At 40.5% G+C, this 25,215-nt stretch carries 30 protein-coding genes and 4 pseudogenes; 11 read left to right on the top strand and 23 right to left on the bottom strand.

Annotated features, from left to right (window positions below):
* Positions 1-5 precede the first annotated feature (5 nt).
* From JCM19033_RS12685 to acpS, 6 genes and pseudogenes are all read right to left on the bottom strand, one after another.
* The gene (locus JCM19033_RS12685) at positions 6-833 is read right to left on the bottom strand and encodes an RsbT co-antagonist protein RsbRA (RefSeq protein ID WP_054636569.1); all 828 of its coding nucleotides are present in this window, start codon (positions 831-833) and stop codon (positions 6-8) included.
* 411 nt (positions 834-1,244) lie between these two features.
* Positions 1,245-1,535 carry a CopG family ribbon-helix-helix protein gene (locus JCM19033_RS12680; protein WP_374701240.1) on the bottom strand — a complete coding sequence of 97 codons (291 nt, stop codon included), beginning with the start codon at positions 1,533-1,535 and terminating at the stop codon, positions 1,245-1,247.
* Between the two features lie 229 nt (positions 1,536-1,764).
* A pseudogene (gene alr / locus JCM19033_RS12675) lies at positions 1,765-2,908 on the bottom strand (alanine racemase).
* 140 nt (positions 2,909-3,048) lie between these two features.
* Positions 3,049-4,107, bottom strand: coding sequence for an outer membrane lipoprotein carrier protein LolA (locus JCM19033_RS12670; protein ID WP_054636567.1), 1,059 nt, complete (start codon positions 4,105-4,107; stop codon positions 3,049-3,051).
* A gap of 108 nt (positions 4,108-4,215) precedes the next feature.
* Positions 4,216-5,694, bottom strand: a complete 1,479-nt coding sequence (locus JCM19033_RS12665) for a bifunctional ADP-dependent NAD(P)H-hydrate dehydratase/NAD(P)H-hydrate epimerase (RefSeq protein ID WP_054636566.1) — start codon at positions 5,692-5,694, stop codon at positions 4,216-4,218.
* Positions 5,695-5,772: 78 nt separating this feature from the next.
* Entirely contained in the window at positions 5,773-6,123 is a 351-nt protein-coding gene (gene acpS / locus JCM19033_RS12660; protein WP_054636565.1) for a holo-ACP synthase, read from the bottom strand.
* Positions 6,124-6,476: 353 nt separating this feature from the next.
* On the opposite strand from acpS, the gene JCM19033_RS12655 reads away from it, so the two are divergent.
* Positions 6,477-7,034 carry a rhomboid family intramembrane serine protease gene (locus JCM19033_RS12655; RefSeq protein WP_306301339.1) on the top strand — a complete coding sequence of 186 codons (558 nt, stop codon included), beginning with the start codon at positions 6,477-6,479 and terminating at the stop codon, positions 7,032-7,034.
* Positions 7,035-7,156: 122 nt separating this feature from the next.
* On the opposite strand, the gene JCM19033_RS12650 is transcribed toward JCM19033_RS12655, so the two are convergent.
* From JCM19033_RS12650 to JCM19033_RS12625, 9 genes and pseudogenes are all read right to left on the bottom strand, one after another.
* Positions 7,157-8,056: a metal ABC transporter substrate-binding protein gene (locus JCM19033_RS12650; protein WP_054636564.1), complete on the bottom strand. Its 900-nt coding sequence runs from the start codon at positions 8,054-8,056 to the stop codon at positions 7,157-7,159.
* Positions 8,057-8,364: 308 nt separating this feature from the next.
* Positions 8,365-8,781: a hypothetical protein gene (locus JCM19033_RS12645; RefSeq protein WP_054636563.1), complete on the bottom strand. Its 417-nt coding sequence runs from the start codon at positions 8,779-8,781 to the stop codon at positions 8,365-8,367.
* A 606-nt stretch (positions 8,782-9,387) separates the two neighbouring features.
* A pseudogene (locus tag JCM19033_RS12640) lies at positions 9,388-10,448 on the bottom strand (ABC transporter ATP-binding protein).
* 436 nt (positions 10,449-10,884) lie between these two features.
* Positions 10,885-11,019: a hypothetical protein gene (locus tag JCM19033_RS25825; protein ID WP_269758181.1), complete on the bottom strand. Its 135-nt coding sequence runs from the start codon at positions 11,017-11,019 to the stop codon at positions 10,885-10,887.
* Complete coding sequence (locus tag JCM19033_RS12635; RefSeq protein WP_054636562.1) at positions 10,997-12,121, bottom strand: hypothetical protein; 1,125 nt, start codon at positions 12,119-12,121, stop codon at positions 10,997-10,999. Before JCM19033_RS12635 ends, JCM19033_RS25825 begins: the two co-directional genes overlap by 23 nt.
* Complete coding sequence (locus JCM19033_RS12630) at positions 12,118-12,489, bottom strand: sigma-70 family RNA polymerase sigma factor (RefSeq protein WP_306301338.1); 372 nt, start codon at positions 12,487-12,489, stop codon at positions 12,118-12,120. Before JCM19033_RS12630 ends, JCM19033_RS12635 begins: the two co-directional genes overlap by 4 nt.
* Before the next feature lie 26 nt (positions 12,490-12,515).
* A pseudogene (locus tag JCM19033_RS27525) lies at positions 12,516-12,659 on the bottom strand (sigma factor); the annotation flags it as partial.
* A gap of 372 nt (positions 12,660-13,031) precedes the next feature.
* Positions 13,032-13,202, bottom strand: a complete 171-nt coding sequence (locus JCM19033_RS22315) for a transposase (RefSeq protein ID WP_083465429.1) — start codon at positions 13,200-13,202, stop codon at positions 13,032-13,034.
* Positions 13,203-13,332: 130 nt separating this feature from the next.
* Complete coding sequence (locus JCM19033_RS12625) at positions 13,333-13,479, bottom strand: BH0509 family protein (protein WP_054636561.1); 147 nt, start codon at positions 13,477-13,479, stop codon at positions 13,333-13,335.
* 189 nt (positions 13,480-13,668) lie between these two features.
* Here JCM19033_RS12625 and JCM19033_RS12620 point away from each other — a divergent pair, with 189 nt between their 5' ends.
* Positions 13,669-14,550: a GerMN domain-containing protein gene (locus JCM19033_RS12620; RefSeq protein ID WP_054636560.1), complete on the top strand. Its 882-nt coding sequence runs from the start codon at positions 13,669-13,671 to the stop codon at positions 14,548-14,550.
* A 252-nt stretch (positions 14,551-14,802) separates the two neighbouring features.
* On the opposite strand, the gene JCM19033_RS22310 is transcribed toward JCM19033_RS12620, so the two are convergent.
* Both JCM19033_RS22310 and JCM19033_RS12615 read right to left on the bottom strand, forming a co-directional pair.
* The gene (locus JCM19033_RS22310; RefSeq protein WP_269758184.1) at positions 14,803-15,003 is read right to left on the bottom strand and encodes a universal stress protein; all 201 of its coding nucleotides are present in this window, start codon (positions 15,001-15,003) and stop codon (positions 14,803-14,805) included.
* A gap of 11 nt (positions 15,004-15,014) precedes the next feature.
* Entirely contained in the window at positions 15,015-15,215 is a 201-nt protein-coding gene (locus JCM19033_RS12615; RefSeq protein ID WP_054636559.1) for a hypothetical protein, read from the bottom strand.
* A gap of 286 nt (positions 15,216-15,501) precedes the next feature.
* On the opposite strand from JCM19033_RS12615, the gene JCM19033_RS12610 reads away from it, so the two are divergent.
* The 3 genes and pseudogenes from JCM19033_RS12610 to JCM19033_RS12600 all read left to right on the top strand — a co-directional run bounded on the left by JCM19033_RS12610 (position 15,502) and on the right by JCM19033_RS12600 (position 17,313).
* Positions 15,502-16,095 (top strand): cell wall hydrolase, encoded by a 594-nt coding sequence (locus tag JCM19033_RS12610; protein WP_054636558.1) that lies wholly within the window; start codon positions 15,502-15,504, stop codon positions 16,093-16,095.
* A gap of 197 nt (positions 16,096-16,292) precedes the next feature.
* On the top strand, positions 16,293-16,601 hold the full coding sequence (locus JCM19033_RS12605; protein WP_054636557.1) for a helix-turn-helix domain-containing protein: 309 nt from the start codon (positions 16,293-16,295) through the stop codon (positions 16,599-16,601).
* Positions 16,602-16,669: 68 nt separating this feature from the next.
* Positions 16,670-17,313, top strand: a pseudogene (locus JCM19033_RS12600) (hemolysin III family protein).
* Between the two features lie 40 nt (positions 17,314-17,353).
* On the opposite strand, the gene JCM19033_RS12595 reads toward JCM19033_RS12600, so the two are convergent.
* The 5 genes from JCM19033_RS12595 to JCM19033_RS12580 form a co-directional block, all read right to left on the bottom strand.
* The gene (locus tag JCM19033_RS12595) at positions 17,354-17,965 is read right to left on the bottom strand and encodes a nitroreductase family protein (protein ID WP_054636556.1); all 612 of its coding nucleotides are present in this window, start codon (positions 17,963-17,965) and stop codon (positions 17,354-17,356) included.
* Between the two features lie 185 nt (positions 17,966-18,150).
* Complete coding sequence (locus JCM19033_RS12590) at positions 18,151-18,798, bottom strand: CAP domain-containing protein (protein WP_054636555.1); 648 nt, start codon at positions 18,796-18,798, stop codon at positions 18,151-18,153.
* Positions 18,799-19,028: 230 nt separating this feature from the next.
* Complete coding sequence (locus JCM19033_RS24285; RefSeq protein WP_198153498.1) at positions 19,029-19,184, bottom strand: hypothetical protein; 156 nt, start codon at positions 19,182-19,184, stop codon at positions 19,029-19,031.
* 147 nt (positions 19,185-19,331) lie between these two features.
* Positions 19,332-19,523, bottom strand: coding sequence for a hypothetical protein (locus JCM19033_RS12585; RefSeq protein WP_054636554.1), 192 nt, complete (start codon positions 19,521-19,523; stop codon positions 19,332-19,334).
* 77 nt (positions 19,524-19,600) lie between these two features.
* Positions 19,601-20,338 (bottom strand): hypothetical protein, encoded by a 738-nt coding sequence (locus tag JCM19033_RS12580; RefSeq protein ID WP_054636553.1) that lies wholly within the window; start codon positions 20,336-20,338, stop codon positions 19,601-19,603.
* Between the two features lie 290 nt (positions 20,339-20,628).
* On the opposite strand from JCM19033_RS12580, the gene JCM19033_RS23500 reads away from it, so the two are divergent.
* From JCM19033_RS23500 to JCM19033_RS12565, 4 genes are all read left to right on the top strand, one after another.
* Entirely contained in the window at positions 20,629-20,799 is a 171-nt protein-coding gene (locus JCM19033_RS23500; RefSeq protein WP_157049860.1) for a hypothetical protein, read from the top strand.
* 55 nt (positions 20,800-20,854) lie between these two features.
* The gene (locus tag JCM19033_RS12575; protein ID WP_054636552.1) at positions 20,855-21,217 is read left to right on the top strand and encodes a hypothetical protein; all 363 of its coding nucleotides are present in this window, start codon (positions 20,855-20,857) and stop codon (positions 21,215-21,217) included.
* Positions 21,175-21,468 carry an STAS domain-containing protein gene (locus tag JCM19033_RS12570; protein WP_054636551.1) on the top strand — a complete coding sequence of 98 codons (294 nt, stop codon included), beginning with the start codon at positions 21,175-21,177 and terminating at the stop codon, positions 21,466-21,468. Before JCM19033_RS12575 ends, JCM19033_RS12570 begins: the two co-directional genes overlap by 43 nt.
* 145 nt (positions 21,469-21,613) lie before the next feature.
* Positions 21,614-23,200, top strand: a complete 1,587-nt coding sequence (locus JCM19033_RS12565) for a peptide chain release factor 3 (protein ID WP_054636550.1) — start codon at positions 21,614-21,616, stop codon at positions 23,198-23,200.
* Positions 23,201-23,441: 241 nt separating this feature from the next.
* On the opposite strand, the gene JCM19033_RS12560 is transcribed toward JCM19033_RS12565, so the two are convergent.
* The gene (locus JCM19033_RS12560; RefSeq protein WP_269758183.1) at positions 23,442-23,789 is read right to left on the bottom strand and encodes a TVP38/TMEM64 family protein; all 348 of its coding nucleotides are present in this window, start codon (positions 23,787-23,789) and stop codon (positions 23,442-23,444) included.
* A gap of 547 nt (positions 23,790-24,336) precedes the next feature.
* On the opposite strand from JCM19033_RS12560, the gene JCM19033_RS12555 reads away from it, so the two are divergent.
* Positions 24,337-24,855 (top strand): HAD family hydrolase, encoded by a 519-nt coding sequence (locus tag JCM19033_RS12555; protein ID WP_054636548.1) that lies wholly within the window; start codon positions 24,337-24,339, stop codon positions 24,853-24,855.
* 23 nt (positions 24,856-24,878) lie between these two features.
* A complete protein-coding gene (locus JCM19033_RS12550; RefSeq protein ID WP_083465426.1) occupies positions 24,879-25,199 on the top strand; it encodes an HAD-IIB family hydrolase in 321 nt (106 codons plus the stop codon).
* The last annotated feature ends 16 nt before the right edge of the window (positions 25,200-25,215 follow it).

The raw sequence follows: 25,215 nt of genomic DNA, 5'->3' as shown, positions 1-25,215 counted from the left end.
TCCACTTACGTTTGCGTTTTTACAATCTTACGGTTTGTCATTTCAAGTCCCGCTTCGATTCCTTTACGCAAGGTGCTCTTTGTCGGGAACTTGCTTAAATCTATCCCCAGATTAACAATTGTCTGGGCAATTTCCGGCCTGATCCCCACTAAGACACATTCTGCCCCGACGAGGCGGACTGCTTCAGCTGCCTGGATAATATGGTGGGCTACCATAGTATCTACAACCGGGACGCCAGTTATATCAATAAGGACGACTTGAGAACGATATTCTATTAAACCGTCCAGTAAATTCTCCATGATGAGTCTTGCTCGTTCTGTATCAATTGTACCGCTCAATGGCATCACACTTATACTTTCAAACACAGGAATGAGAGGAGCTGAAAGTTCCTTGAGTGCCATTTTCTGTATTTGTATAGTATTTTCCCATGAACCAGAGTACTCGTCTACTAATAAGTTAACGATTCCATCAATCCAGCTCTCTACTTCATAAAACGTTTCAAATACTCTTTTCGAGGCGATGGATCCATCAGTTGTAATCATTTCCAGGACAACCCGTCTAAAGGCTTGCAAACCTTGAGTAAAATAACTTAATGGCCATCCAGAATACATGAAACGCTCAGCAAACGAATGAATCTTTTCTTTTGCCTGTGCCTTCTCTAATTCAAGTGTATCAATAATAACCTGTACAAACTCCCTGTTTGTCTTTTCATATAAATCATCAGGAGCTGTTGATAAGGACTGAGATGATCGGACTGCTTCAATTTCCTTCAGCCAGCGCTCTTCAAGCTCATAACGCTGACTAAATATCATCTCAATGATGGATGGTTTCATAAAAATTCCTCCAAATGACTGATCACTGCAAAAATATCTCCCTCTATTATTCCACGACTTTCACTATGGCGCAAACAAATCTAATTATCAGCAGGATATAACTTTTTCCTTTGGTGGCATTATCAGTGAGAAAGGGTGTTTACTTCTAAAATCAGAGGGAATGAAAGGATAATACAAAATACATAACAGGGGCAGAAGGAAAGGAAACCTTTCATCCATAAAATTAAGGAAGGCATATTACCTTCTTTTAAAACGACCGGTATGTAAAGTATTTCTTAATCAAAAAAGTTGCTACAGAGCAGCAACTTTTGATTAAGAGCATAACTTGAAGTTATCGCATCCTGGCAATATAAAAATTGGGGTTAATAAATAATAATAAATCCGTTCTCTTAAAACAGGTGCCAAAGCAACTTATACTCCGCTCACTAAACGATCATCTAAATTACTCTCAGCCTCTTCTTCTGCTAAAAAGGATTCGGCAGCAATGTTCAAATTGATCTTCGCCATTTCTAAATAGCCCTTTTGCATGGATTCACGTGTCTTAGCTTTCTGACGTTCTTTCAAATAAACCTTTGTCGCCTGATGAATGAACTCACTGCGATTTATTTTGTCATAGCTAATAATACCGTCCACCTCTTGTAAAAGATTTTCCGGCAGGCTGATTTTGATCTGCTTTGTGCCTTTTTGGAACACGAAACACACCTCCAACGTACACCTTAACGACCTTTGATGTTCTTCCTTTTTATCATAGCATCCTAAAGTCGAATTTGCAAAAGGACAATTAAAATAAAATTCACCGCATAAAAAGAGCTGAAACCCTTGATATAATCCTGATAGATTTGTACATCTCTTAATGTGTATTCGATGAATAGTAAAAAATTCCTTCTTTTTTTACAGAAATAAATCTTCTTTATTCGACGAAAATCAAGTATTACGATTCGGCCTCCTGTTCACGGTATACTCTAGGCACTCGCTTGCTGATCATACAAGGCACTTCATAGTTAATCGTTCCCAGCCTTTCTGCAATGTCATCAACCATAATCCGCTTACCGCCTTGCTTTCCAATTAATGTGACCTTTGTGCCCACTTCCATTTTATAAGGAAGCCTCACCATCATTTGATCCATACAAACTCTGCCGGTAATTGGAGCTTCTTCCCCTTCGACGAGCACATAACCGCCTTGAGTTGAATGATAGCGATACCACCCATCTGCGTATCCAATGGGAACGGTTCCTATCCATTCCTCATTTTGCGTAGTATAGGTAGCTCCATAACTGATACTCTCCCCTTTGTACCTTCTTAACCTGAACAAGTGTGCTGTGCAGAGAAAAAGCTTCCTTTAAAGGATATGGCAGGACATCTTTAATTTCTTCTGAAGGTGACAGTCCGTACATGGAAATACCAAAGCGAAACATGTTAAAGGCTTTTGAGGGAAAGCGAAGTCCTGTAGCACTGTTTCCGCAATGAATGTACTTTGGTTTCACACCCTTTTTCTCCACCAAATCCAGCACTTTCAGAAAACGCTCATACTGCTTGGTGAAATAAGAATTATCCAACTCGTCCGCTGTAGCAAAATGTGTGAAAATCCCTTCTGTCTTATATAAGCTGCTCCCTGCCAAATAATCAAGAATACTTTCAGCTTCTTGTTCTTCTCTAAGCCCTATCCTTCCCATTCCTGTATCAAATTTCAAATGAACTGCAAGAGGTTTGCTAAGGTAGCGGCTGGCGATCTTCAGCCATTCCTCCTGAAAAACTGTTAAAGTGATATTATGAAAGGCTGCAATGTCTGCATCTGAAGGCCTTGTTCGGCCGAGCACCAATATAGGAGCTTCTATCCCCGCTTCTCGTAACTCCATAGCTTCTTCCAAAAGGGCCACACCTAAATAGGAAGCACCAGCCTGCAACGCAGTTTTTGCTACTCTGACGGCTCCGTGGCCATATCCATCAGCTTTTACTACAGCCATTACATTCATTTCCTGTCTGAAATTCTTTTGCACTCTCGCTACGTTTTCATAGATGTGATCCAAGTTGATTTCTGCCCATGTATCTCTGAATGATGTCTCTGAAAAGGCCATGTCGGTTCCCCCTGGTATGTTTCTTTATCTCTATCGATTATTGAACCGAAGAACCAGTGTTGTCAACAAATGAGGTGTACTTGGCACATAAACTTTTTGTCAAAAAAAGAATCAGAGAGAGACTCTCTGATCCCCAAGACTTATTTCACCATCGTTCCTTCCATAGAACGAGCAACAGCCATCATTTCTTCTGGTGACAAATCGTTAGAAGCCAAAAAGTAATCGACTCCATCATAGGTCCAGCTCAAAGAATCTTCTGTTTGTATTCCCACTGTGAAAGTAAGGTCTACCGGGTCTCCAGCTCCGACTTCAACCTCAGCCATTGCAGGGACTGTCTGTGCCTCTTCTTGAATAATAGTAAAGGATTTTTCTCCAGTGTAAGAGAGGATCACTCTTTTTCCATCTTCACCTTGTATTTCTTCAGAATCAGTCAAAGAAGAACCTTGAGGCTCATAAGTCGGGTACGCCACTGCAAACTCCTCCGACTGCTGTTCTTCCTCAATAACTGTTTCTGTTCCTTCGGGTGCTTCATCAGCCATTGCCGGCACTTCCCAATCTGCTGCTGTCATGTTCTTTTCAGTATCAAAGTCTGCTTCATCAAAACTTTTATTCATTTCAAAATTAGTAAATGTTACTTCTACGAGGAGTTCGTAGTCAGGATCATAGATCTTTACTGACACTGGGACCAGGCTTTTAGAATCCAGAGTAATTTCTTGGTGATGGAGGTTTTTATTTTGATAATTCGTTTTTGTTTCGAATACATATTTGTCTTCATGGACAGCAAAAGTTCGTTCGGCATCCATTAAAATATCTGAAATCAACGACTCATAAAGATAGACCTGACTGTTGTTATTGGGCCAGTCACTTTGAAAACGGAAACTCTTATTCAATGCAGGCGTCAGTACAAATACACCATCATCATTTCGAATAATCATTTGATTTTGTTCTTCATTATCATTTTTCAAAGCAACCCGGTAATATTTGTTCTTCTCATTTTGCATATGCCAGACATCCACTTCATAAGAACGGGGTTCCTGGCCAGTCTGCAGGGCCATTGTCGCTTCCGCTTGATACCCGCTCATTTCTTGAAGTGTTTTATCCAGGTCTTTCACAACGTCTTCCTGGGACTTCTCCCCACACGCTGTAACAGTTATTACCAGGACGATCATAGTCAAACATAACAGCCAACGCTTGCGCACGTCCTCATCTCTCCTTTGTCCTAAAATACGACAAAGAAGGGAACCTGTGTTATGAATGGAGAATAGAACGAAATGTAAGTGGTAATTGTTGAACGACATCCCCAGCCACTACAGAATGGGGGATGAGACATCATCAACGAGCATATCAGCCGCTTTTCCATGAAGAAATACAGCGTTGCTTAACGCCTCTTGGATAGCAGAATGACTCATGACAAACGAAAGGATCATCCCTGTCAGGACATCACCTGTTCCTCCTTTAGCTAAGGAAGGATTTCCGCTGTCATTTACGTACTGCCTGCCTTCTGGAGTCGTAACAATTGTGTGAGGCCCTTTTAATATCAGATAGCAGCCGTGCTGTGCTGCAAAGGAACGACTTATTGAAAAACGTTGGCGGTTGACTTCAGCAGGACTTAAGCCGGTTAAGTGTGCTAACTCGCCTGGGTGAGGAGTTAAAATGAGAGGAAAGTCTCTCTTTCTCCACTCTTCCCCCAGCTCCTTCAAAACAAAGAGAGCATCAGCATCCAGAACCAAAGGCCCTTTCACTTCATTTAAGAGCTTTTGAACAAGTGTCCGGGTTCCCTCATTTCTCCCAAGTCCAGGCCCAGCAGCTACTCCGTCATAATTACTTAGTGACAAGTCCAAGGTTCCTACTTCCTCTGAAACTTCCCCTTCTTTTGAAGGCAAAGGCAGAAAAGTGGACTCGGCAACCTGGCTTGCTACTGTTGAAAGAGCTTCCTCTGGCACAGCCGTAGTCAGCAGTCCGGCTCCTGACCTGAGGGCAGATGTCGCGGCAAGTACGGGTGCTCCTGTCATATGGATTGAACCTCCTGCAAGGAGCCCTTTTCCATAACTGCCTTTATGGGTGTGCTTATTACGAGCCGGAAAAGAAGCAGATACTTGTTCCCTGCTCCAAAGATACCTGTCCGGTTTTACAGCGTGATAAGCACGCATTGGAAGTCCAATATCCACACACTCCCTCTTCCCGTAATATTCATCTGCTGGCGCCAGAAATGCACTAAGCTTAGGGCTTTGCAGAATGAACGTGACAGAAGCCTTTACGGCTTCACCCTCAACTTCACCCTTGCTTGCAGGAACACCGCTTGGAATGTCAACCGATATAACCTTACAGGAACTTTGATTAATTGATTGGACTATTGCATGATAGGGCTCTCTTAAACTTCCTTGAACCCCTGTCCCTAACAAGGTATCAACGATGACATCCCATTGCCCCGGAACTTCTTTCTCATCACTTTTAAAAGAGGAGTAGTCAGCAAAGGTGTAGCCCGAATTTTTAAATACATTGAGGTGGTAAAGAGCTGCCCCTTTCACCTTGCTTTCCGGGGGAATCAGCCATACATCCACCTTAAAGCCAGCATCAAGGAGACACCTCGCTATTACAAATCCGTCACCGCCATTGTTGCCCGTTCCAATTAATATTCCAACATTGTCAGAAGGAGAAATACTCTCCATGATTTTATTTGCCGCCGCACGGCCGGCACTCTCCATTAACACCTCTTCCTTCAGCCCTATTTCTTCAATGGTAAAGCGGTCGATTCGCCCCATTTCTTCTCCAGTTACCACTTGCATGGTAGGTCCCTCCTAACCGCACTACATTTCTATGAACTGTATTCAGAAGTTATGCAGACAGGTTGACAAGCGTTGAAATTATTCTTCGATGATAACTTGAGCTACGGCATACTCTGTACTGTGTGAAATAGAAATATGCAGGCGTTCTGATTGATTTTTTCCTCTTATTTTTGGAACCCCCTTTTCATCAGGGAGTATTTCAATATCGTGAAAGCCTGTTTCCTTTGAAATCCCTGTTCCGCAGGCTTTAGCATAAGCCTCTTTTCCTGCAAACCTGCCTGCCGCAATTTCTACCTTGCGAGCAGGCGATACATTGTAAAGAAGCTCTTTTTCCCTGCTCGTTAGGATTCTATCAAGAAACTTTGGGTTTTCCAGCATTCTCTCTATCCTTTTTAATTCTATAATATCTATCCCAATTCCCTTAATCATCAATTATCTAATCCTTTCATTTCTCCGATAAAATCACCATATGCTAAGATAAATGTATAAGCGGAATATCGATTTGAACATTTATTTGAGTGCTTCTTTGCGAGCAAGATCCAAATACAATTAATTCACACAAAGGAAGATGTCAATGTTTAGACGCCATGAAACCTTTTATACATTTAGGAGAGATTACCCGGTCATTACGGGGATAATTGCTATTCATCTTATCATATTTTTACTAATCAACCTCTCACTCGTTCCATTTTCCTCTGGGAGAATTAGTATACTGGCTTGGGATAGGGTTTAACCCATGGGTCGCTGCTGGAGAATACTGGCGCCTGGTCACTCCCATTTTTATGCACGTCGGCGTCGGCCATTTGCTGTTTAATTCATTTGCCCTTGCCCTCTTTGCTCCCGCTTTAGAACAAATGCTCGGAAAAATCAGGTTTATCAGTGTCTACCTGTTAACGGGGATATTGGCTAATGTCGCCACTTTCTTCATTGGCGGCCTTGGTTATAATTTTCACTTAGGTGCCTCAGGAGCTATCTTCGGCCTTTTCGGACTGTATGCGTATATGGTATTTATGAGAAAGGATTTAATTGATTCAGTTAACTCCCAAATCATTTTGGTCATTGTAGTGATCGGGGTCATCATGACGTTTCTCAACCCCGGCATAAACATTTATGCCCATATTTTCGGGCTTCTGTCAGGAATTGTGATAGCCCCTCTCTTTCTCGGAAAAGCCAGGCCCTTTTATGCAGCCCCCAGAAAAACTTATCAAGACACTGAAGTCACTTTTAACCCGAATCGATGGAAAAAAAGGCGCTTTCTAACAAGACAAAAGGTTTTGAATTTCATTGGCCTCCTCTTCATTATCCTGGTCATAATCGGAGTAATTGGCCAGCTGTTTTAAAAGGAGACGTATCTTCATAACTCATAGCCTTGGCTGTTTTCCCTTTCTGTAACATAGCCTCTAAATAAGAAAAAGGAGTCACCAAAATGTGTTTTGGGTGACTCCTTTTTCTTTTGAATGCTTTACTGATTAAGCCCGCTTACAATGGTCTCCACATTGTGACGCATCATATCAATGTAGGTTTCTGCTCCGCTTCCTTCAGTTCCAAGGGCGTCAGTATAAACCTCACCATAGATTTCAACCCCGGAATTATCTGAAACTGTTTCCATGTATCTTTGATCTATGGTTGATTCTACAAATAGTGCCGGGATTTGTTGTTCTTCCACTAAATCCACCAATCTGTTTATTTGCCCGGGCGTGCCCTCTTCATGAGAATTAATTTCCCAGACTCCATCTGTTTCAAAGTTGTAACTTCTTCCAAAGTATTTAAAAGCATTTTCAGACATAACGATATAACGGTTCTCTTCCTGTACTTGGCCAGTCTCTTCTACAGTCCACTCATGGAGCTCCTCAAGATCCTCCAGGTAGGCGTCTGCATTTTCCCTGTATTCCTCTTCACCTTCAGGATCCCGTTCAACTAAATCTTCAACAAGGTTTTCTATATACACAGGAGCAAGCTCGGGAGACAGCCATGCATGAGGGTCTGAACCATCCTCTCCTTCCAAAGGCACCGGCTCAATTCCTTCTGTCAGTTCTACAATAGGTACATCTCCTACATTTTGCACCAGGCCAGACAGCCACTCTTCTAAATCAAGCCCATTTACATAGAAAACATCCGCGTCACTGACTTTTTGAAAGTCACTTGGGACAGGCTCATATTCATGAGGTTCTTCCCCTATTGGAACAAGATACTCCACAGTTCCCCGATCTCCCACTACCTGTTCTGCGAAATCAGCAAGAATAGAAAAGCTGACAGTCACTTGCATGCCCTCGTTCTCGGTTTCTTGTTCATTCCCATCTCCGCAGCCCGCAAGCATCAGCACACAAGCTCCTGCACTCACTAACCATTTCTTCACTTTCATCCCCTCCAAGTTATTTAATCAAAACTAAAATAATTTACCAAGGGCAAATTATTAAGAAAAAATATATTATTTCTTTAAGTAAAAATAGTTTACCGTGGTCAACATTTATTATTTTGCCATACCTCATTCCTGGTGTCTAGCAAAAACAAAAAATCCCCGGAGTGTTTCTTTCCTTCATTCACTCAGAACTTACAATAGCCACATTAATAAATATTTGGCAACACCCTTTTTTATTCCTTTTCTCACTGTTTTCCCCTTCTTATTCCAAAAGAAAAACCGCCAGAAAGACTGACGGTTTCATCCATTTACTACGCATTTATATAGTGACCTTTGCGGCTTTGGTTTTTTAATGTATAGTTGACAGCCGCTCTGTTTTTCCAGAGGAATGTAAGCAGTTCATTGTAAGTTAAAAACATTTCTTCAGGATCGCAGTATTCTTCTCCTTTTCCATGCACTGACCATTTTCCATTTGTATTCATTAAGGTCCACTGACCATTTCTTTGTCTATCCTTAAATACCAAATAGTACTTGTTGCCAGTCACATCAAAGTCAGCATACTGGGAGAATGCTCCAAGCACCTCTTCAATATCTGCTTTCTTTCTGATTGTTTTCACTTTTTTCCCATCACCCTTTTTAAAATTTTTAGCTTCGGAATATGAAGCTTTGCCTGAGGATTCAATTTCGGCGCCGGGAGGCTTCCGAACTACTGCAATATTTTTCAGCATCCCCCTGAAGCATACAACTTGTATACTACAGTTGGGCTGTCCAATAAACAGAAATTTCAGTTTATTGGGACCGAAAAGACTGTGCACAAATTAAATTACTACTTAAGTACACCTGGTTCTTCTATAGATTCTCTTTACAACAGAAAGAGATTTAAGTTTATTACTACTATAGCATGATTTCTCTATGAAGTTTGAAGAATACAGAAGATATTCCCTCTTTTTCTTTCGACAAATGTCTCTAGCTGGAACCTGAACTTTAAACACCTTGAGAGAAAATTAGCGTTTTTTTATCTCAGTTACATCTTGTTGTTGATTTTCATTAAAAGTCGCTCCCTTGCTCCTCATTCTTTCTTCACATGATCAGCATTCACGGGGTCCTTTACATCGGGCATTGCCTTAGCTTCCTTGGAAAGATACCCTGCGGTGACCTTCGGTTCATGCAATTTGAAGACCCCTCGCGGTTTTATCTACCACCATATTACTTATAAGAAATCACCATTTACCTTCAACAGAACCTATTAAAAATAGTCACAAGAAAAGCACCCCGAATTTCTATAGTACAAAAAATTCGGAGTGCTTATTTAAGAGGCTGGATCTTTCTATTTTCTACTCAACTAAAGCTACAAGTTCAGGAGTTATATCAAACGAAACGGATGAACCTATTTCTATATCCTGCTCAATAGGTGCATAGATCACCATAGGCTCCACACTGTCACTGTTTCCATCCTCAAGCCGCACCTGGAGTTCCTGATACTCACCGCCATAAGTGACTTGCACTACTTCTCCATTGTAACGTCCTTGCTCTGCAAGACGGCATCCTTCCGGACGTATTGAAACCTTAACATTTTCTATCATTGTTTCTGATTGCTGGGGAAGACACACTTTTCCTATATGAGTATTTACATGTTTCATATCCGGACACAGCTTACCGCTCAATAGATTAGTTTTTCCTACAAACTGAGCTACGAAACAGTTTTTAGGGCAACGGTACATTTCCTTTGGAGCAGCAATTTGCTGAATGACGCCTTCCTTCATTACTACGACACGGTCAGACACTGCAAAGGCATCCTTTTGGTCATGGGTTACAATAATAGCTGTTGTGTTTGCTTTGCGAAGGATGCTTGTCACTTCAATTCTCATCTTTTCTCTAAGACCTGCGTCCAGATTACTAAATGGCTCGTCCATTAATACTACATGAGGACGAGGGGCTAAAGCTCTTGCCAACGCAACACGCTGCTGCTGCCCGCCGGACAGTTCATTAGGAAATCGATCAGCATAACTTTCAAGTCCAACTAGCTCCAGTACTTCAGCAGCTCTTTTTTCCTCTCTCGCGGACGCCATTTATTTAATCCAAACATTACGTTCTTTTCAATATTCAGATGGGGGAAAAGAGCATATTCTTGAAAGACCATTCCAATTCCTCTTTTTTCAGGAGGCAATGAAAAGTTACTATCCGATACTGTCTTGCCGTCGATACTGATAGAGCCGACACTTGGCTGTTCAAAGCCCGCAATCATTCTCAGTGTGGTAGTCTTCCCGCAACCGCTCGGCCCAAGAAAAGTAATAATCTCACCTTTGTTTATCTCTAAATCAATTTGGTCGACAGCTGGTTTTAATGAAGTTTTGTTAAAAAACTTTGTTAATTGTTGTAAGTGTATAAAACTCATGCTTGACCCTCCCAGGCGAGCAAAAAATATATGTTTTATAAAAAACTTCTATTTTAGAATTATTATAATTTAATTGATAATGATTTTCATTACAAGCTAAATTATAGCACCCTCCTATTTCCACGTCAACGACACATAGTATAACATTTCCTTATTTTCTGAATAATCATTTGCATAAGAAAGAATATTGGCCCGCCCCTTCATAGATAGCAAGCTTCAGAGAAAGAAACAGAGAACCGCCACGCGCAGTTCCCTGTACTTTATTTCATTTTATAAGTGAGGTTAAATTTCTGCAGCTGACTTCATTTTTCTCAAAACTCACCCTCTATCAACTATTCGACAATAAATACTAGCGGCCGGAAGTATTTCCCGGGAAAAGTCGTATTCTTTCTATTTTTGTATCATCAGCCTTCCTCGTCAACTTCAAAGAAGTGGATTAACGTTGATATCCAATGACGTTAGGGGCAATAGCAGCAGGCAGCTGTTCGTTTAATTTGTAAATCTCACTGTACTCACTTACATTGTGCTCTATTCGAACTTCTTCATAGTTAAAATCTTTCGCCGTTAACAAAAAAAGCATCCATCATTATCTTCATGTGTTCTTCCTCTGGAAGAACACTCTCCTCGGAGAGCTTGATAGTGACCTCACTATTTCCCTCTATGACTTCCTCTACCGATACTCCTTCTGGAATGACGCTATCAGTCTCTCCCGTTTCTTCATACTCCTCCATAGCTTTTATCGTTTCTTTAAAGGAAAGAAGCTCATTGGCTTCGTTATATACTGGAGCCTGAATACTATTCCCGCTCACGAGTAATTGATAACCAGTTTCCGTTTCGTAAGCGTAATAACCTCTATTTGATTCCGAAACCTCGAATTCCTCTATCAACCCGTAGTTTCCTATAGAAACACCCTTATCTCCATTCTCGTAAAATAAAACCTTTTCAACGGAATTATAACGAAAGCTTTCTATCATTCCAGTAAAAAGCATTTGGCTTTCCACACTGCTTAATCCTTGAGCGTCTTTCAAGAAATGAGCTTCCATTACCTTGTCAGCTGTTGATTCCCACAAAATGTCCTCTGAAAACACCGGATCCAAACCAAGTTCTTCTCTTGCGTAATCATTAGCTAAACGAATAATTGCCTCCTCGTCCGTTTGGTCATCTTTAACAATGAAAGTAAGCGGGATGATAAATTGGGCTCCTGGATCCATGTAAGGAGTTGTTATTGTTGTTTCGTTGTTCTTCAGATCCTGTTGCTGAAGTGCCGGCGTATACTTCTCTCCTCCCATCGTCAAAGCTGTATCAACATCAGCCCTTTCAGCGGAAAAGTCCTCAGCAAAGTAATGTTCACTTTTTCCATTTTCCATAGGCACCCTTTCCTCTATGGAAGGTTTAACTTGAGAGTCCCCGCTCCTCATTAACCCTGCCTCCTGATTATCAGAAGAGACAGATTGAAACATTTCATTAAGCAATGAAGGAAACAGGAGAAGGAACACAGTGCAGGCGACCGTAAAGGCAGTTGCGGGCACCAGCCATTTTTTCTTTCGAACCTCTTTGCTCTGTTTCCTTTTAATAAGGGAATAGATTTCAGCTTTTGAACGAGAATCCCTGATCTCAGGCATATCACGGAGAGTGTTTTCTATGTGTTGTCTTTGAAAGTCTCTTTTCTTCATCCTTCCCCCTCCTTTACCGCTGAAGATAAAACTTCCCCCGTTAATTCTTTTAGTTTTTGTATCGCTCGATGTTGTGTTGTTTTCACTTTGCTTTCTGACCAATTTAGTATCTCAGCGGTTTCCTTAATGGTTAACGAGTCAATATACCTTAATATAATTACTTGCTGTTGATCTAAATTACATTTCTGCAAGCTTGAATAAATCATTTGAATACCATCTCTCGCCATCACGATTTCATCTGGGAGTGGAGATGGATCTTTAATCTCTTCCTCTGAAGCCACAGAGAATAAGCCAAGCCACTTGCGTTTCTGCCTATTTTGCTTACGGATCCAGTCAATACCACATGCCTGGCAACAGAATACAACCATGTTTTTTCACTGCTTTTGCCTTCAAATCCTGAATAAGACTGAAAGACCTTAATATAAACTTCCTGCACCAGCTCTTCTGCTGTGTCTCGGTTTTTCACTAAATAAAATAAGTACTGAAACAGGGATTGGTGGTAAGTCTCATAAATCCTGTCAAATTCTTCATTCACCATTCTCCCTCCCCTTTCTTAGACGTTCTTTCATCATAAATGTTACAAGGCCAAAAGCCCCTGCATCTCTTTTAAACGATATATGTAAACGACGCTGACTCCAAGAAGAAAAGCCCTAACAGATAAACATCTGTAGAGCTTCCATCTTTTCAGAACGCTTATTAAGAATTTAAAGATAAAGCAAAAACCCAATATAATATGCCATATAAAACAGCAAGTGTAGAAATAAAGAAAAATAAGCCCTTGTTGGATAATTTCCTCAAGTGAATTCACCTTCCTGAATTAAATCACTAATATTATAGCATGCAGAGTATTATGCAGGAGGGAAAGTCTTACAAATTTTTTTGAGGAAAAACAAAAGACTTTAGCCAAGGGTTATCTTTCTTTGTTTTCTACTAACTTGCCTTCCTGGTATTCTACTATCCACCTGTTTACAAGACCTACACTAATAACATATTTTCTCGCTACCCATGACTGATTGCCTCTTTTCATTGCCTCCTTTACAACCTGGCATTTAAATTCGTTTGAATAACGTGTCCTTTTCATTACAACCTCCTTTGAAAACGCTTACATATTAACTGAATTTTAAGAAAATAATGAAAAGTTGTCAAGGGACCTTTCTCTCTATTCTCTGATTACATAAAAAAAGGCCTGCTATTTCCAGCAGGCCTTACTCTTATTCAGTGATAGTTTCGTGAGAATAATACGTTCGTTCATAAATATGTTCCACTTCGTCATCTGTCATAATAGAAAGTTTACTTTCCTCCATCCCCCTGATACGTGAAATAAATGAGATCATGTTTGTCCGCTCTTTTCTACTCATCTTTTCTCCTCCTCTGTTTCATAACATAATTTATTTTGTAACTGTATTATATAACAGAGATAATTGCAGTTCAATACTTTTTTAGACTTTTTTTAAAAAATTTTTTGCTACTTTTCTGTAACCTTTTTCTGCACGTATCGACTAACACATTGAAAGGGTAAAATAGAAGGATGTAAGAAGGGAGCACTCATGAAACATTTATTATTTTTTATCACTATTTTAATGTTCAGCTTTATGGCATTAGCGGCTTGCGGTCAAGGGACAAGCCCTGATGAGGCCAACGAAGGTTCTGAAGTTGAAGAAACGACAAGTGAAGAAGAAACAAAAAGTACAGGAGAAGAAGCTGAAGAAGGAACTGCTGAAGGTGAAGAAGCTACTGAAGAGGAAACGGAAGACACTGAGGATGTAACAGAGGAAAGCACAGAAGAATCCACTGAAGAGTCTTCAAATGAAGCCGTTCAGGAAGAAGAAACGGAAGTCGAACCTGCTGCTGATCATGAAGACAATAATGAAAGCAGCACAGAAGACACCGTACCTGAAGAAGGACAAGAAGAAGCAGTAAATGAAGAAGAAGCAGTAAATGAAGAAGAAGCAGTAAATGAAGAAGAAACGGAAGCTACAGATGAAGAAGAAGCTGTAGAAGAAGAAGGCGTAACCGAAACTGTTTCCCTTTATTTTTCTGACGATCAGTTAATGGAAATATATCGCGAAGAGCATACAGTGGATGCAGAATCAGAGAGTGAACTTCCTCTGGCTGCATTAAGAACCTGGGTTCAAGGACCTGAACATGATAACCTTGTTTCTTTACTAGATGAAAATACAGAGGTACAGTCTGTCATCACAGAAAACGGGGTAGCAATTGTTTCTTTTAACTCGGCTTTCCTTGAGTCAAACCTTGGTTCAGGCGGAGAAATGGCTGTTATCAGCCAAATAACAGCCATTATGAAACAATTTGGATACAACCAGACTAAAATTCATATTAATGGCGAAGAACAAGAAACATTATTTGGACATTTGGATGGAAGCGAACCATTCTCTCATGAAGGCGGAGAATACAGTACGATAAATTAATGCCCAAGAGGGTGGCGCAAAACTGTTTCACCTAAGCAAATAAGGCTCCAATTATCATCTTTTGATAATTGGAGCCTTATTTTTGTTCAAAACTGTTAGATTATCCGGCTGGGAGTTGTCCTTTATCAAGTTCACTATAATCAGGCAAACACTATTTCGTTTTTTCACCTGTACTTTGCCTTTCACGAGACGCCTGCGGAAAGAGCAAGAGCTAAAGCTCTGAAAAAGAAAAGAGGCTCTTTTCTTTTTCAGTTATTTAATAATAAGTACTGTGCATGGGGAAGTGTGAAGCACCTTTTCACTTACACTCCCCAGAATAAATTGCTGAAGAGAATTTAACCCCCTGCTTCCTAACACAATAAGATCACTCTTATTCGCTGCTGCAAAGGAAGTAATGCCCACGGCAGGATCCCCTCTTAGTATATGCTTTTTACAGTAAACGCCTGATTCTATTACTTCTTTTTCTAAATGTTTAAGCCTTTCCTCCTTAGCTTTTGAAAGGCCCAGCCTTTCCAGCCATCTGAAAAATCCACCTTCATATGTGATCCATCTACGACAAAAAGGAGGTCAACCTCACTTATAACTCCTTTTAAATTCAAAACATGAGTTATTGCTTTAATAGATAGCTCTGATCCATCAACACATACCACAGCTTTCTTATACATCGGCTCCCCTCCTTGGTACGAAAGGTTCGTTACCGTTTTTACTTCATTCTATGTAAATAGCTTTAACCAAGGGTTAAAAAGGAAATTTTACTCTTTAAAACTAACATCTAGGTAATGTTTCAATTTCGTTACGTCTGTCATTTCTTTTTAAAAAACAGCCTTCAGCCCTTAAATGAAAAGATTCTCACCTTAGAAAATGTACTATGGTTACTTTTTCCTGAAGATATATGACATACCTCTTGTTACTATACCCATAGTGAAAAAACACAAACAGGAGGTTTTTACCATGTTTAAAAAATTTACAGGAATAAAAGTTGCTGTTTTATCAGCAGCAGCATTTTTCACAATAGGAGCAGCTGCTCAAGCACAGTCTACTCATACTGTGGAGAACGATGAATCTTTATGGTCAATCGCCAAGGACTATGGCGTTGCTGTTGAAGAGTTAAAGTCTCTTAACAACAACAGTTCCGCTGTTAACCCAGGTGAGCAATTAACTGTACCACAGAGCATCAGTGAAAATGAAAAAGATTTGCTGGCCCGTGTTGTGCACTCAGAAGCTAAAGGAGAGCCATACGCTGGAAAAGTAGCTGTTGCTACAGTTGTTCTTAACCGTGTGGAAAGTGATGAGTTCCCTAATACTATTAATGATGTAGTATATGAAGTTTCACCTACTGGCAACTATGCTTTTGAACCTGTTACAAACGGCTCAATCAATAATCCCGCTGACAGCGAAGCGAAAAAAGCTGTCCAGGAAGCTCTTGCATTCGAAGGACAGGGAAATGGGTCTCTCTTCTTCTATAACCCAGCCACAGCGTCCAACCACTGGATTGCTACCAGAGAAGAAACTATCCGAATCGGAGACCACGTGTTTGCTAAATAAATAATAATCAGATAGCCTGGCGGAAGCCAGGCTTATTTTATAGGTTACATTTTTAAATCAAACGTTTGTTTAACATCATTTAAACAGCTTTACAAAGCCTTGGATATGATGACCGGTCTTCTTTATTCCTTAATTTATTTATTGTGTGATAAGATAAACGTTAATGAGTTTATGATGGAACCAAAGGGGTGACGATGATGGATTATACACAAATGTGCCCTAAGTATGAATCAGCTGTAGACATCTTAGGCAAAAAATGGACAGCCCTCCTCATTCGCGTCCTTCTTGCGGGTCCAAGGCGCTTCAAAGAAATAAAGAAACAAATCCCTGATATGAGCGACCGGATCTTAACAGAACGCATGAAAGAACTGGAGCAGCATGGTATAGTAGAAAGAAAAGTTTTTCCTGAAAAACCTGTTCGAATAGAATATACATTGACAGAAAAAGGAGAATCCCTGGCTCCTGTAATTGAAGCCATCCAAAACTGGGGAGAAAAATGGCTTTAATATTCGTTAGTTTTCAGTACTCTTACCATTAAGTCGCCTGCAGAATGTATAGAGAAAGGATGAGATGTATGGGAGAGACGCACACCTTTTCACGAAAAGAAGAAATAGCTAACGCTGTTACCCACGGCATTGGCGTTGCTCTTAGTATTGCAGCCTCGTGATTTTAGTTATTTTTGCCAGTTTTGAAGGAACAGCCTTACATGTAGTCAGCATGTCTATTTATGGTACGACAATGCTGCTCTTATATGTTTCTTCTACACTTGTTCATAGCTTCCCTAAGGGAAAGGCTAAAGATATATTTGAAGTTATGGATCACGCCTCTATCTATTTGTTTATTGCCGGGACTTATACTCCCTTTCTCTTTCACGTTCTTGATGGAGCCCTGAGCTGGGCACTGTTTGGAACGGTCTGGGGAATAGCCCTTGTTGGTATAGTGTTTAAAGCGTTTTTTGTTAAAAGATTTATTTTCCTTTCCACTCTTTTTTATGTATTAATGGGATGGATCATTGTCATTGCATGGATACCTCTCACAGAAGTGCTGCCGGGAGGCGGAGTTTTTCTGCTTGTATTAGGAGGGGTTTTTTATACCTTAGGTACCATTTTTTATGTTTGGAGAGGCTTTCCCTTTCACCATGCCGTATGGCACATTTTTGTGCTGGCGGGCTCGATTTCTCATTTCTTTGCTATATTCAGATATGTATTGCCTTTATAAAAAAGAGGCAGGGACCTAAATCCCTGCCTCTTTTCCTCTATTAAAATGAATCTTTAATAATCACATCATCTACAGGGAAACGAAAAGAAGATCTTGGCTCGCCTGTTGCCTTTCCAACTGCAATTAACATGACCGGGATATAACGTTCTGGGATATTAAAGGTTTCAATCAGCTTCTCTTTATCAAAGCCTTCCATAGGAACAGTATCATATCCTTTTTCTTTTGCTGCAAGCATAAGCTGCATCGATGCAAGAGAGCCGTTAATTAACGCTGCATCACGATTGTACCCCTCTCTCTCGTATGCCCCATGTATGCTTGTAACAATTTTTTCTTTAATTTCTTCAGTCATGGCTCCTTGTTTTAAGGCTTCTCCAAACACCACGTCAGCGTTTTTGTTAGCTTCTTTGTCCCCGAGAACTGCAATGGTGACAGAGCCATTGACTACTTGCTGCTGGTTATAGGCAATCGGAAGAAGCTCTTGTTTCTTTTCTTCTGATTGAAAAACAAGGAACTTCCAATGCTGCAGGTTCCAGGAAGAAGGAGCTTCTGCAGCCGCTTCAATAATTTCACGCAACGTTTCTTCAGACATTTCATGCTCAGGGTCAAACTTCCGTACTGAATGTCTTTCTTTCATGGTTTCAATAACACTCATGTTGAGTCTCTCCTTTCAGATGTTTAGCTTGCTCTATGATTGCATTAACATGCGTATTGTGCAACTAATATGCTCATTGAAAAGAAAACTCTCTTCACCACCCCTATGCCTTAATTTATCATTGCCTAAACGGAAAAAAACAGCAGTCCACAAAGGACTGCTGTAGTATTATAAGAAAGGCTGTATTAACGAGTGACAAACATTTGTGTCCAATAATGGCCGTAGCTTCCGCCTTCAACGTGCCCTACTCCAATGTGGGTAAAGTCTGCTCTTAAGATATTTTCCCGGTGCCCTTGGGAATTCATCCAGCCGTCAACAACTTGCTGCGGCGTCCTTTGCCCTGCTGCAATATTTTCACCTGCTCCACGGTAATCTATCCCTTGTGAGCTCATCATATCAAAGGGGCTTCCGTAGTTAGGACTGTTGTGAGAAAAGTATCCAGCATCTCTCATGTCTGCTGACTTTAATCTCGCTACGTCAGACAACTCACTGTAGGATTCCAAAGGTGCTAATCCCCTTTGAGTCCTTTCCTCATTCGTTAAACGAATAACCTCTTGTTCAAACTCACTTTCAGACTGCGCCTGCTGTTGAGCAGTAGGCTGTGCAGCTTGTCCACTTTGTCCCGGCAGCTGAATCACTTGGTTCACATAAATCATATTAGCATTTTCAATGCTTGGATTTGCTTCCAGCAATTCGTTGTAGTCGACACCATGCTGCTGAGAAATATTCCACAATGTCTCTCCAGGGCTTACAGTATGTGTATCCTGTCCTTGAGCGGCCGCCGCCGTAGGGACAGCTACTAAAATAGTTAATGCTAGTAATATTTTTTTCATAATCCTTGCACCTCCGCTATTCATTATGCCATAGATTGATAGAGAAGAAAGGGAGGGGTAAAATTTCCCAAAGAGTAAGTTTTGCCATTACATATGGGATTTTCTAAGTTTTTTTCATCTATTACAATTTAGTTATACTTACGTAACAATTTTTAAATATGTTACACAGAAATAAGGTACAAAAAAGACTGGAGGATTCCCCCAGTCTTTTTGAAAAGGCAACGAAAGGTTTAGCCTTCCATTCCATCATCTTCCATACCGCCATCGTCTTCCATGCCGCCGCCATCATCCATGCCGCCGTCATCTTCAACGTCCCCGCATGCACCTAGGACACCGACTGCTAATACACCTGTTAATAAAGAATAAAGTAGTTTTTTACTCATCATAAAATCCTCCTTTAGTCGTTTGGGCTGATCTTATGTTGCGATCTTTTCCCTTGCCTATACAATACCACAGGCACTGTTTCTTAAAGGTGTTCTACTCAGTTTTTACAGTTTTATAGAATCGTCACATATTTAATTATACTTTTCACATTATTCGCTATAATTTAATTGTTCTATCTCTTCTTCATTCTTGCCCTTGCATTTCATTTTGTATCTGTCTCTTTCCAGCCTGTAAATCTGGCGGCGAATAGCATTCCAGTCATCCATCGCCAGGGATAAGCTTCTCAAATCAACAACGAGCTGATCTACCTCTTCTTTAGAAACATCCTCACCTTCAAGCACCTTGCTTCTCAGCTCATAAATACGATCTTCAATTTTTTGCGAAGAGTCATCCCATGAAAAGTAAAGGTGACGCTCCTCTACCCCCTCGCTAAAATGCCCATTACTACCATAACTTGTTTCTCAGGACCTATAATTGATATATCAGTGGAGTGAAGAATGACTACAATTTTTTCCCCTTCTAATTCCCCACGTACGATCTTCATATTTTTCGCCATTTTTTTCTTAAAGATGTGTTCCTGTACCCAAATTAAAGCAAGAAAGGGTACCCACAAATACTTTGGGGGATCAACTGGATAAACTTCTACCTCATTCTCTGTAAGCAGTTCTTGAACTTTTTCAAACACCAAGTCATATTTATCTTTCTTTATCATGATGGCAAAGTGTTTGAGTGAGCGTAAATTTATAATCTGGGGAAATCTGATTAATGGAACAATAATAATTAAGCATAATGCGAGCACACCGATTAAAAAAGCATAAGGATAACCCATTAGTAGCTGTTTAATAGAAATTTTTTCATGCTTCCGGTTTTCAACCCTGCATGTAATCGCGCCTGCAGTTATCGGCAAAAATATAAATAGAGCAAGATTTATCCAAAAAACAATGGTTTCATTCTCTGGAGCAAACGGGATGATCATCTGGGCAAGTTCCGGAACAGCAACCCCCACTGCTATAAAGATCCAATATAATGAAATAAGCCCAACTAAACTTACTTTTGAGTCATCCTTGGAAGGCACCCTTCCAAAGAATGTAGCTGTAGCCATGCTGAATATTTTACTTAACGTTTTAGCTGAAACAATAAGTACAAACCTGAACAACAGTTTCTCCTCCCTTCTTCCTATGTAATTTCCCTGTCTAAGTCTCTTGTAACCTTAAGCTGTAAAGAATGACAAAGGTTTATTTGGTAACACTGTTTTCATTGCACTCTAAAACCAGGATGGATACACTAATATCTAGATATTAGGTGCATACCATCTGCCATTCTTAATATTGTGGTATGATAGATACTGTGTTTTCTGCTTCTTATACGTCTATTTACCCACACATCAAAACGCAATCACCATTCATATAGATTAGGCTAAAATCTAATACATTTGGGGGAACTTCAATGGGAGATAACAAAAGCTCAGCATTGCACTTGTTAAGTGATCTTATAAATGAAAATCGCCATGCTTTATGCAAAAAAATGGAAGAAAAACTTACAGAAAGCTCTCTTTATTTTCCTGAGGAAGAAGAGAAAGATCTGTACGCAGAGGAACGAGGCAGCTTTTTTCCATGATTGGGAATGCAATGACTTCTGAGGAAACAGCGGAACCAAAGAAAAAGATTGAAGAATGGGCAGTACAAACAGCTACAAATCAATCGATAACAATGTTGATTTAAATCAGGCTCTCTTAATTATGCCAATGTATCGTGATGCGCTAGAGGAATTAATAAAAGAACAAAGTACGAAACAGGGATTATCTATCGATACAGCATTTTCCCTCTACAAAAAGGTGAATCACTTCCTGGATTATGCCATTCATGCCTTCAGCTATACTTTTGTGGCGCACCACATTAAAGCTCTTGAACTGGCTAAGCAAGAAATGCAGGAAATATCTGTCCCTGTTGTCCCAATAAAAAAGGAGTCGCTGTCCTTCCTATTATTGGTGATATGGATGATGAACGTTCAGAGTACTTGCAAAGCAAAACATTAGACCGGGCAGCAGAGCTCAGTCTTACCTATATTATTATTGACCTTTCCGGGATTAATACCATCAACACCTGGTTTGCTCAGCATCTGCTTAACTTGATCCATTCGTTACAGCTCTTAGGGATTGAAACAAGCATTACGGGGATGAGACCGGAGCTTTCGCAAACTATTGTTCACTTAGGCATCACTTTTAAAGGTGTACCCACATACCTCACTCTTGAACAAGCACTCAGTCAAAGTCCTTATATGAAATAAGAATGAGTAACCAAGGCACGCTCTAAAGGAGAGTGCTTTGGTTATTTTTTCAGGGAATGATTGAGTCTGTTGTGTGAATCCATTATGATAAAGAAGGCAGAAATTCAATGTTTGCCTTTATGGTCCTATAGAAAGGAAGCTATATATGAGTAAGTTAAGTAATGAAATTTTGTCTCGGAAGACATTTGCCATCATATCACACCCTGATGCAGGGAAAACCACGTTAACAGAAAAGCTTCTTTATTTTGGGGGAGCCATTCGTGAAGCCGGTACCGTAAAAGGAAGAAAGAACTCCCGGCATGCGACCAGTGACTGGATGGAGATCGAGAAACAACGAGGAATTTCTGTCACAAGCTCAGTGATGGAATTTCTTTACGAAGGGCACCAGGTTAATATACTGGATACACCAGGCCATGAAGACTTCAGTGAAGATACTTACCGTACCTTGACTGCTGCAGATTCAGCGACCATGCTGATTGACTCGGCTAAAGGAGTAGAAGCCCAAACGAAAAAACTGTTTAAAGTATGTAAAATGCGCGGAATTCCTATTTTTACCTTTATAAATAAATTAGACCGGCAGGGCCGGGATCCATTTGACTTAATGGAAGAAATTGAAGAGCTCCTCGGTATCCGCTCTTATCCAATGAACTGGCCTATCGGTATGGGACAGGATTTCCAGGGCATTTATGATAGACATAATAAAAAGATCGAGTTTTTTAATCCAGAAGATCCTTCTCAGGTTGAGGTAAAAGAAGTGAGCGGACCTGAAGATCCCGTTCTCGCTGATCTTATCGACAGCCAGCTTCTTGAACAGTTCCGAGAAGAGATGGAGCTTCTTGATGTAGCAGGAGATCCCTTTGAGCAAGAAAAGATCAAGACGGGCGAACTCACCCCCGTCTTTTTCGGAAGCGCTATTTCTAACTTCGGGGTCCAAAACTTTCTGGAGCATTTTCTTACTATGGCACCGGCTCCCGTTGGCCGTCATAGCGATAAGGGTCTTGTTGATCCGGTTAATAAACATTTTTCAGGGTTTATCTTTAAAATTCAGGCTAATATGAACCCTAACCACCGGGACAGAATTGCCTTTTTGAGAATTACTTCTGGAAAATATGAACGAGGCATGACTGTGAATCATGTGCGCTTAAACAAATCTTTGCGTCTCGCTCAGCCCACCCAGTTTCTGGCACAGGACAGAAGCATTGTGGAAGAAGCTTATGCTGGCGATATTATTGGCTTGTTTGACCCTGGTACTTTCAGAATTGGGGACACCCTAGTTGAAAAAGACTCTTTTTCTTTTGAAGAGATGCCTCATTTTTCACCCGAACATTTTGCTGCCATATCAGTTAAGGATGCGATGAAGCATAAGTCTTTTGAAAAAGGTATACATCAGCTGACAGAAGAAGGAGCTGTACAGCTTTTTCAAACGTACAACAAAATTCCAGAACAACAAATTGTCGGTGTAGTAGGGGTTCTTCAGTTTGAAGTGCTTGAGTACCGCCTGAAAAACGAATACAAGTCTGAAATCCGGCTGGATCGTTTACCGTTCTCTATTGCCCGCTGGGTAGACGGCGATGAAAAAGAACTAGAAGTATTTAAGAAGAAACAGCGGAACCTTGCCCTTGATAGAGATCAAAGAATTGTGGCACTCTTTGAAAATGAATTTCAAATGAACACGACACGAGATAAGTATCCTAATTTGGTCTTCTCTGAAAACTCCTATATGAAACAATAAAGAAAGACGAGGTCTGTCTCACAGGAGACACCTCGTCTTTTTGTATATATGAGTATCCTTTAGATGGTACTTGGCCTTTTAATGTCTGTGCTCCTATCGTATCTTTTAACTTATCTGCTTTCGCTCCCTTCTAGCTCCTGCATTGCCTGCCGGGATCGCTTGAGTCTTTTTAACAGGAATGGAAGCAGGGACACTAATACAATAAGACCAAACCCAATAAATATAATGGTGAAATCCCCACTTACGAGACCTGCACCAAGAAATGTATAAGCAAAAGCACCTGGTATGATCCAAGGGCAGTCGCAGCAAGGTAGGATAGGAAACGAATCTTCGACACCCCTGCAACATAGCTGACCAGGTCAAAGTTCAGCACAGGAATTAGCCTAAGCGTAAGCAAGTAAAGAAAACCATGTTCTTTCAATTCTTCCTGTATGACTTTTGCACGTCCTGACCACTCTTTACCAGCAATATTTTTCCCAAAAAGCCTGGCCACAAAAAAGGATAATGCTGCACCTCCAATTGCTCCTGCCATATTCAACATCACCCCAAGCCATGGACCAAACGCCAGTCCTCCTGCCATAGACATCACCGAAGCTGGAAAGAGGACTAAAGGACGCAGCGTGTATAGAAGAATGTATATGAGGGGAGCCCAAAAACCAAAGGATAAAACCCAACCTTGAATGGCACTCGGGTTGACCTGTATCACAGATACGTTTAACCAGGCCAGAAATATAATGAGGATGAGAAGGACTCCAAGCTTGATTATTGTTTTTTGTTCATAGAACTATACTCCTTGTCTTCACAGTACCTTCACTTCCCTTTTCCCGTTCTTTTTCCTCGTTAACCTCTTCAGTCTTTTCATGTAAAACATGTCTACATTAAATTATCTAAATTTTCTTTCTATTTGTTCCACCTGAAACATTTTACTTTTTATTGGAAAAGCACTTTCAATTATTCGAGTTTTTTCGTCCTACGCGGTATGATAGATAAAGGGTTATGAAAGGTAAAGCATCGTTATTGTTTCTGCTTTCAGATTTAACAAGAGACCTGACAGGGTTCTTATTACATTTGACAGCTGACGTGCTGAACGTTACAACTAAGTAAGTCAATTTCTTCAAAAAACCGAGGTGACCAACATGAGTATCGTAGCTATTGATATGGACGGGACATTACTTAATTCTAATGGAAAGATTTCAGCAGCCAATGCTGAGGCATTAAAGAAGTTAAAACATAACGGATATAAAGTCGTGATTGCGACAGGAAGAGATGTAGATGAAGTAAAAAGGCTGACGGGAAATGCAAATGTGCAACCCGACGGCATCGTTTCTATAAACGGGGCAGTCGTGGAATGGCAGGACAAGATTCTCCGCGAAGCAACAATGCAAACGAAAGATGCTGCCGACCTTCTTGAATGGCTTGAAAACAAAGGCTATTACTATCATGCATACACACAGGAAGGTATTCATGCTTCTGCCCAGGGTAAAGAATTTTATGAAAATGACATCAAGGAATTTACGAAGAATAAGGAAGACGCAGAGGTCATTAGTGAAAGAATACGACAAAAAGCTGATGAGCAGATAAAGGATCTTGTTATTAAAGACATGCCATCTCCAGAGGAATTAAAATCGAATCACTACAAGGTTTATAAGTCTTAGTCGTTTCACTCCTTGAAGAAAAACTGCATCAGGCTCGTAAAGTATGGTCAGGTAGAGAGGAAATTTCAATCACTTCTTCCGGTCGCGACAATATTGAGATTATGCATCCGGACATTCAAAAAGGGAAAGGGCTGCTGTCTGTTCTTGAACATCTCCATATTGACGCCGAAAATAGCTTTGCCATTGGAGACAATTATAACGACCTTCCCATGTTCAACCTGGTTGGAACCAGTATTGCGATGGGAAATGCTGAAGATGATGTAAAAAAAGTCGCTACTCACGAGACTGCTCATCATGATGAAGACGGGGTGGCCCAAGCAGTTTATGACATCATTTTAAAATAACTTTTCCTCTTTTCTT

This window comes from Thalassobacillus sp. C254 (assembly GCF_001310615.1).
This window is presented reverse-complemented; position numbering and strand designations above follow the sequence as displayed.

Bases quoted from the DNA above. Each gene is read 5' to 3' on its own strand.
- JCM19033_RS12685 (WP_054636569.1), bottom strand. From the start codon at position 833: ATGAAACCATCCATCATTGAGATGATATTTAGTCAGCGTTATGAGCTT.
- JCM19033_RS12665 (WP_054636566.1), bottom strand. From the start codon at position 5,694: ATGCAAGTGGTAACTGGAGAAGAAATGGGGCGAATCGACCGCTTTACC.
- acpS (WP_054636565.1), bottom strand. From the start codon at position 6,123: ATGATTAAGGGAATTGGGATAGATATTATAGAATTAAAAAGGATAGAG.
- JCM19033_RS12655 (WP_306301339.1), top strand. From the start codon at position 6,477: ATGCACGTCGGCGTCGGCCATTTGCTGTTTAATTCATTTGCCCTTGCC.
- JCM19033_RS12650 (WP_054636564.1), bottom strand. From the start codon at position 8,056: ATGAAAGTGAAGAAATGGTTAGTGAGTGCAGGAGCTTGTGTGCTGATG.
- JCM19033_RS12645 (WP_054636563.1), bottom strand. From the start codon at position 8,781: ATGCTGAAAAATATTGCAGTAGTTCGGAAGCCTCCCGGCGCCGAAATT.
- JCM19033_RS12635 (WP_054636562.1), bottom strand. From the start codon at position 12,121: ATGAAGAAAAGAGACTTTCAAAGACAACACATAGAAAACACTCTCCGT.
- JCM19033_RS12630 (WP_306301338.1), bottom strand. From the start codon at position 12,489: ATGGTTGTATTCTGTTGCCAGGCATGTGGTATTGACTGGATCCGTAAG.
- JCM19033_RS22315 (WP_083465429.1), bottom strand. From the start codon at position 13,202: ATGAAAAGGACACGTTATTCAAACGAATTTAAATGCCAGGTTGTAAAG.
- JCM19033_RS12625 (WP_054636561.1), bottom strand. From the start codon at position 13,479: ATGAGTAGAAAAGAGCGGACAAACATGATCTCATTTATTTCACGTATC.
- JCM19033_RS12620 (WP_054636560.1), top strand. From the start codon at position 13,669: ATGAAACATTTATTATTTTTTATCACTATTTTAATGTTCAGCTTTATG.
- JCM19033_RS12615 (WP_054636559.1), bottom strand. From the start codon at position 15,215: ATGTATAAGAAAGCTGTGGTATGTGTTGATGGATCAGAGCTATCTATT.
- JCM19033_RS12610 (WP_054636558.1), top strand. From the start codon at position 15,502: ATGTTTAAAAAATTTACAGGAATAAAAGTTGCTGTTTTATCAGCAGCA.
- JCM19033_RS12605 (WP_054636557.1), top strand. From the start codon at position 16,293: ATGGATTATACACAAATGTGCCCTAAGTATGAATCAGCTGTAGACATC.
- JCM19033_RS12595 (WP_054636556.1), bottom strand. From the start codon at position 17,965: ATGAGTGTTATTGAAACCATGAAAGAAAGACATTCAGTACGGAAGTTT.
- JCM19033_RS12590 (WP_054636555.1), bottom strand. From the start codon at position 18,798: ATGAAAAAAATATTACTAGCATTAACTATTTTAGTAGCTGTCCCTACG.
- JCM19033_RS24285 (WP_198153498.1), bottom strand. From the start codon at position 19,184: ATGATGAGTAAAAAACTACTTTATTCTTTATTAACAGGTGTATTAGCA.
- JCM19033_RS23500 (WP_157049860.1), top strand. From the start codon at position 20,629: ATGGGAGATAACAAAAGCTCAGCATTGCACTTGTTAAGTGATCTTATA.
- JCM19033_RS12575 (WP_054636552.1), top strand. From the start codon at position 20,855: ATGGGCAGTACAAACAGCTACAAATCAATCGATAACAATGTTGATTTA.
- JCM19033_RS12570 (WP_054636551.1), top strand. From the start codon at position 21,175: ATGGATGATGAACGTTCAGAGTACTTGCAAAGCAAAACATTAGACCGG.
- JCM19033_RS12565 (WP_054636550.1), top strand. From the start codon at position 21,614: ATGAGTAAGTTAAGTAATGAAATTTTGTCTCGGAAGACATTTGCCATC.
- JCM19033_RS12555 (WP_054636548.1), top strand. From the start codon at position 24,337: ATGAGTATCGTAGCTATTGATATGGACGGGACATTACTTAATTCTAAT.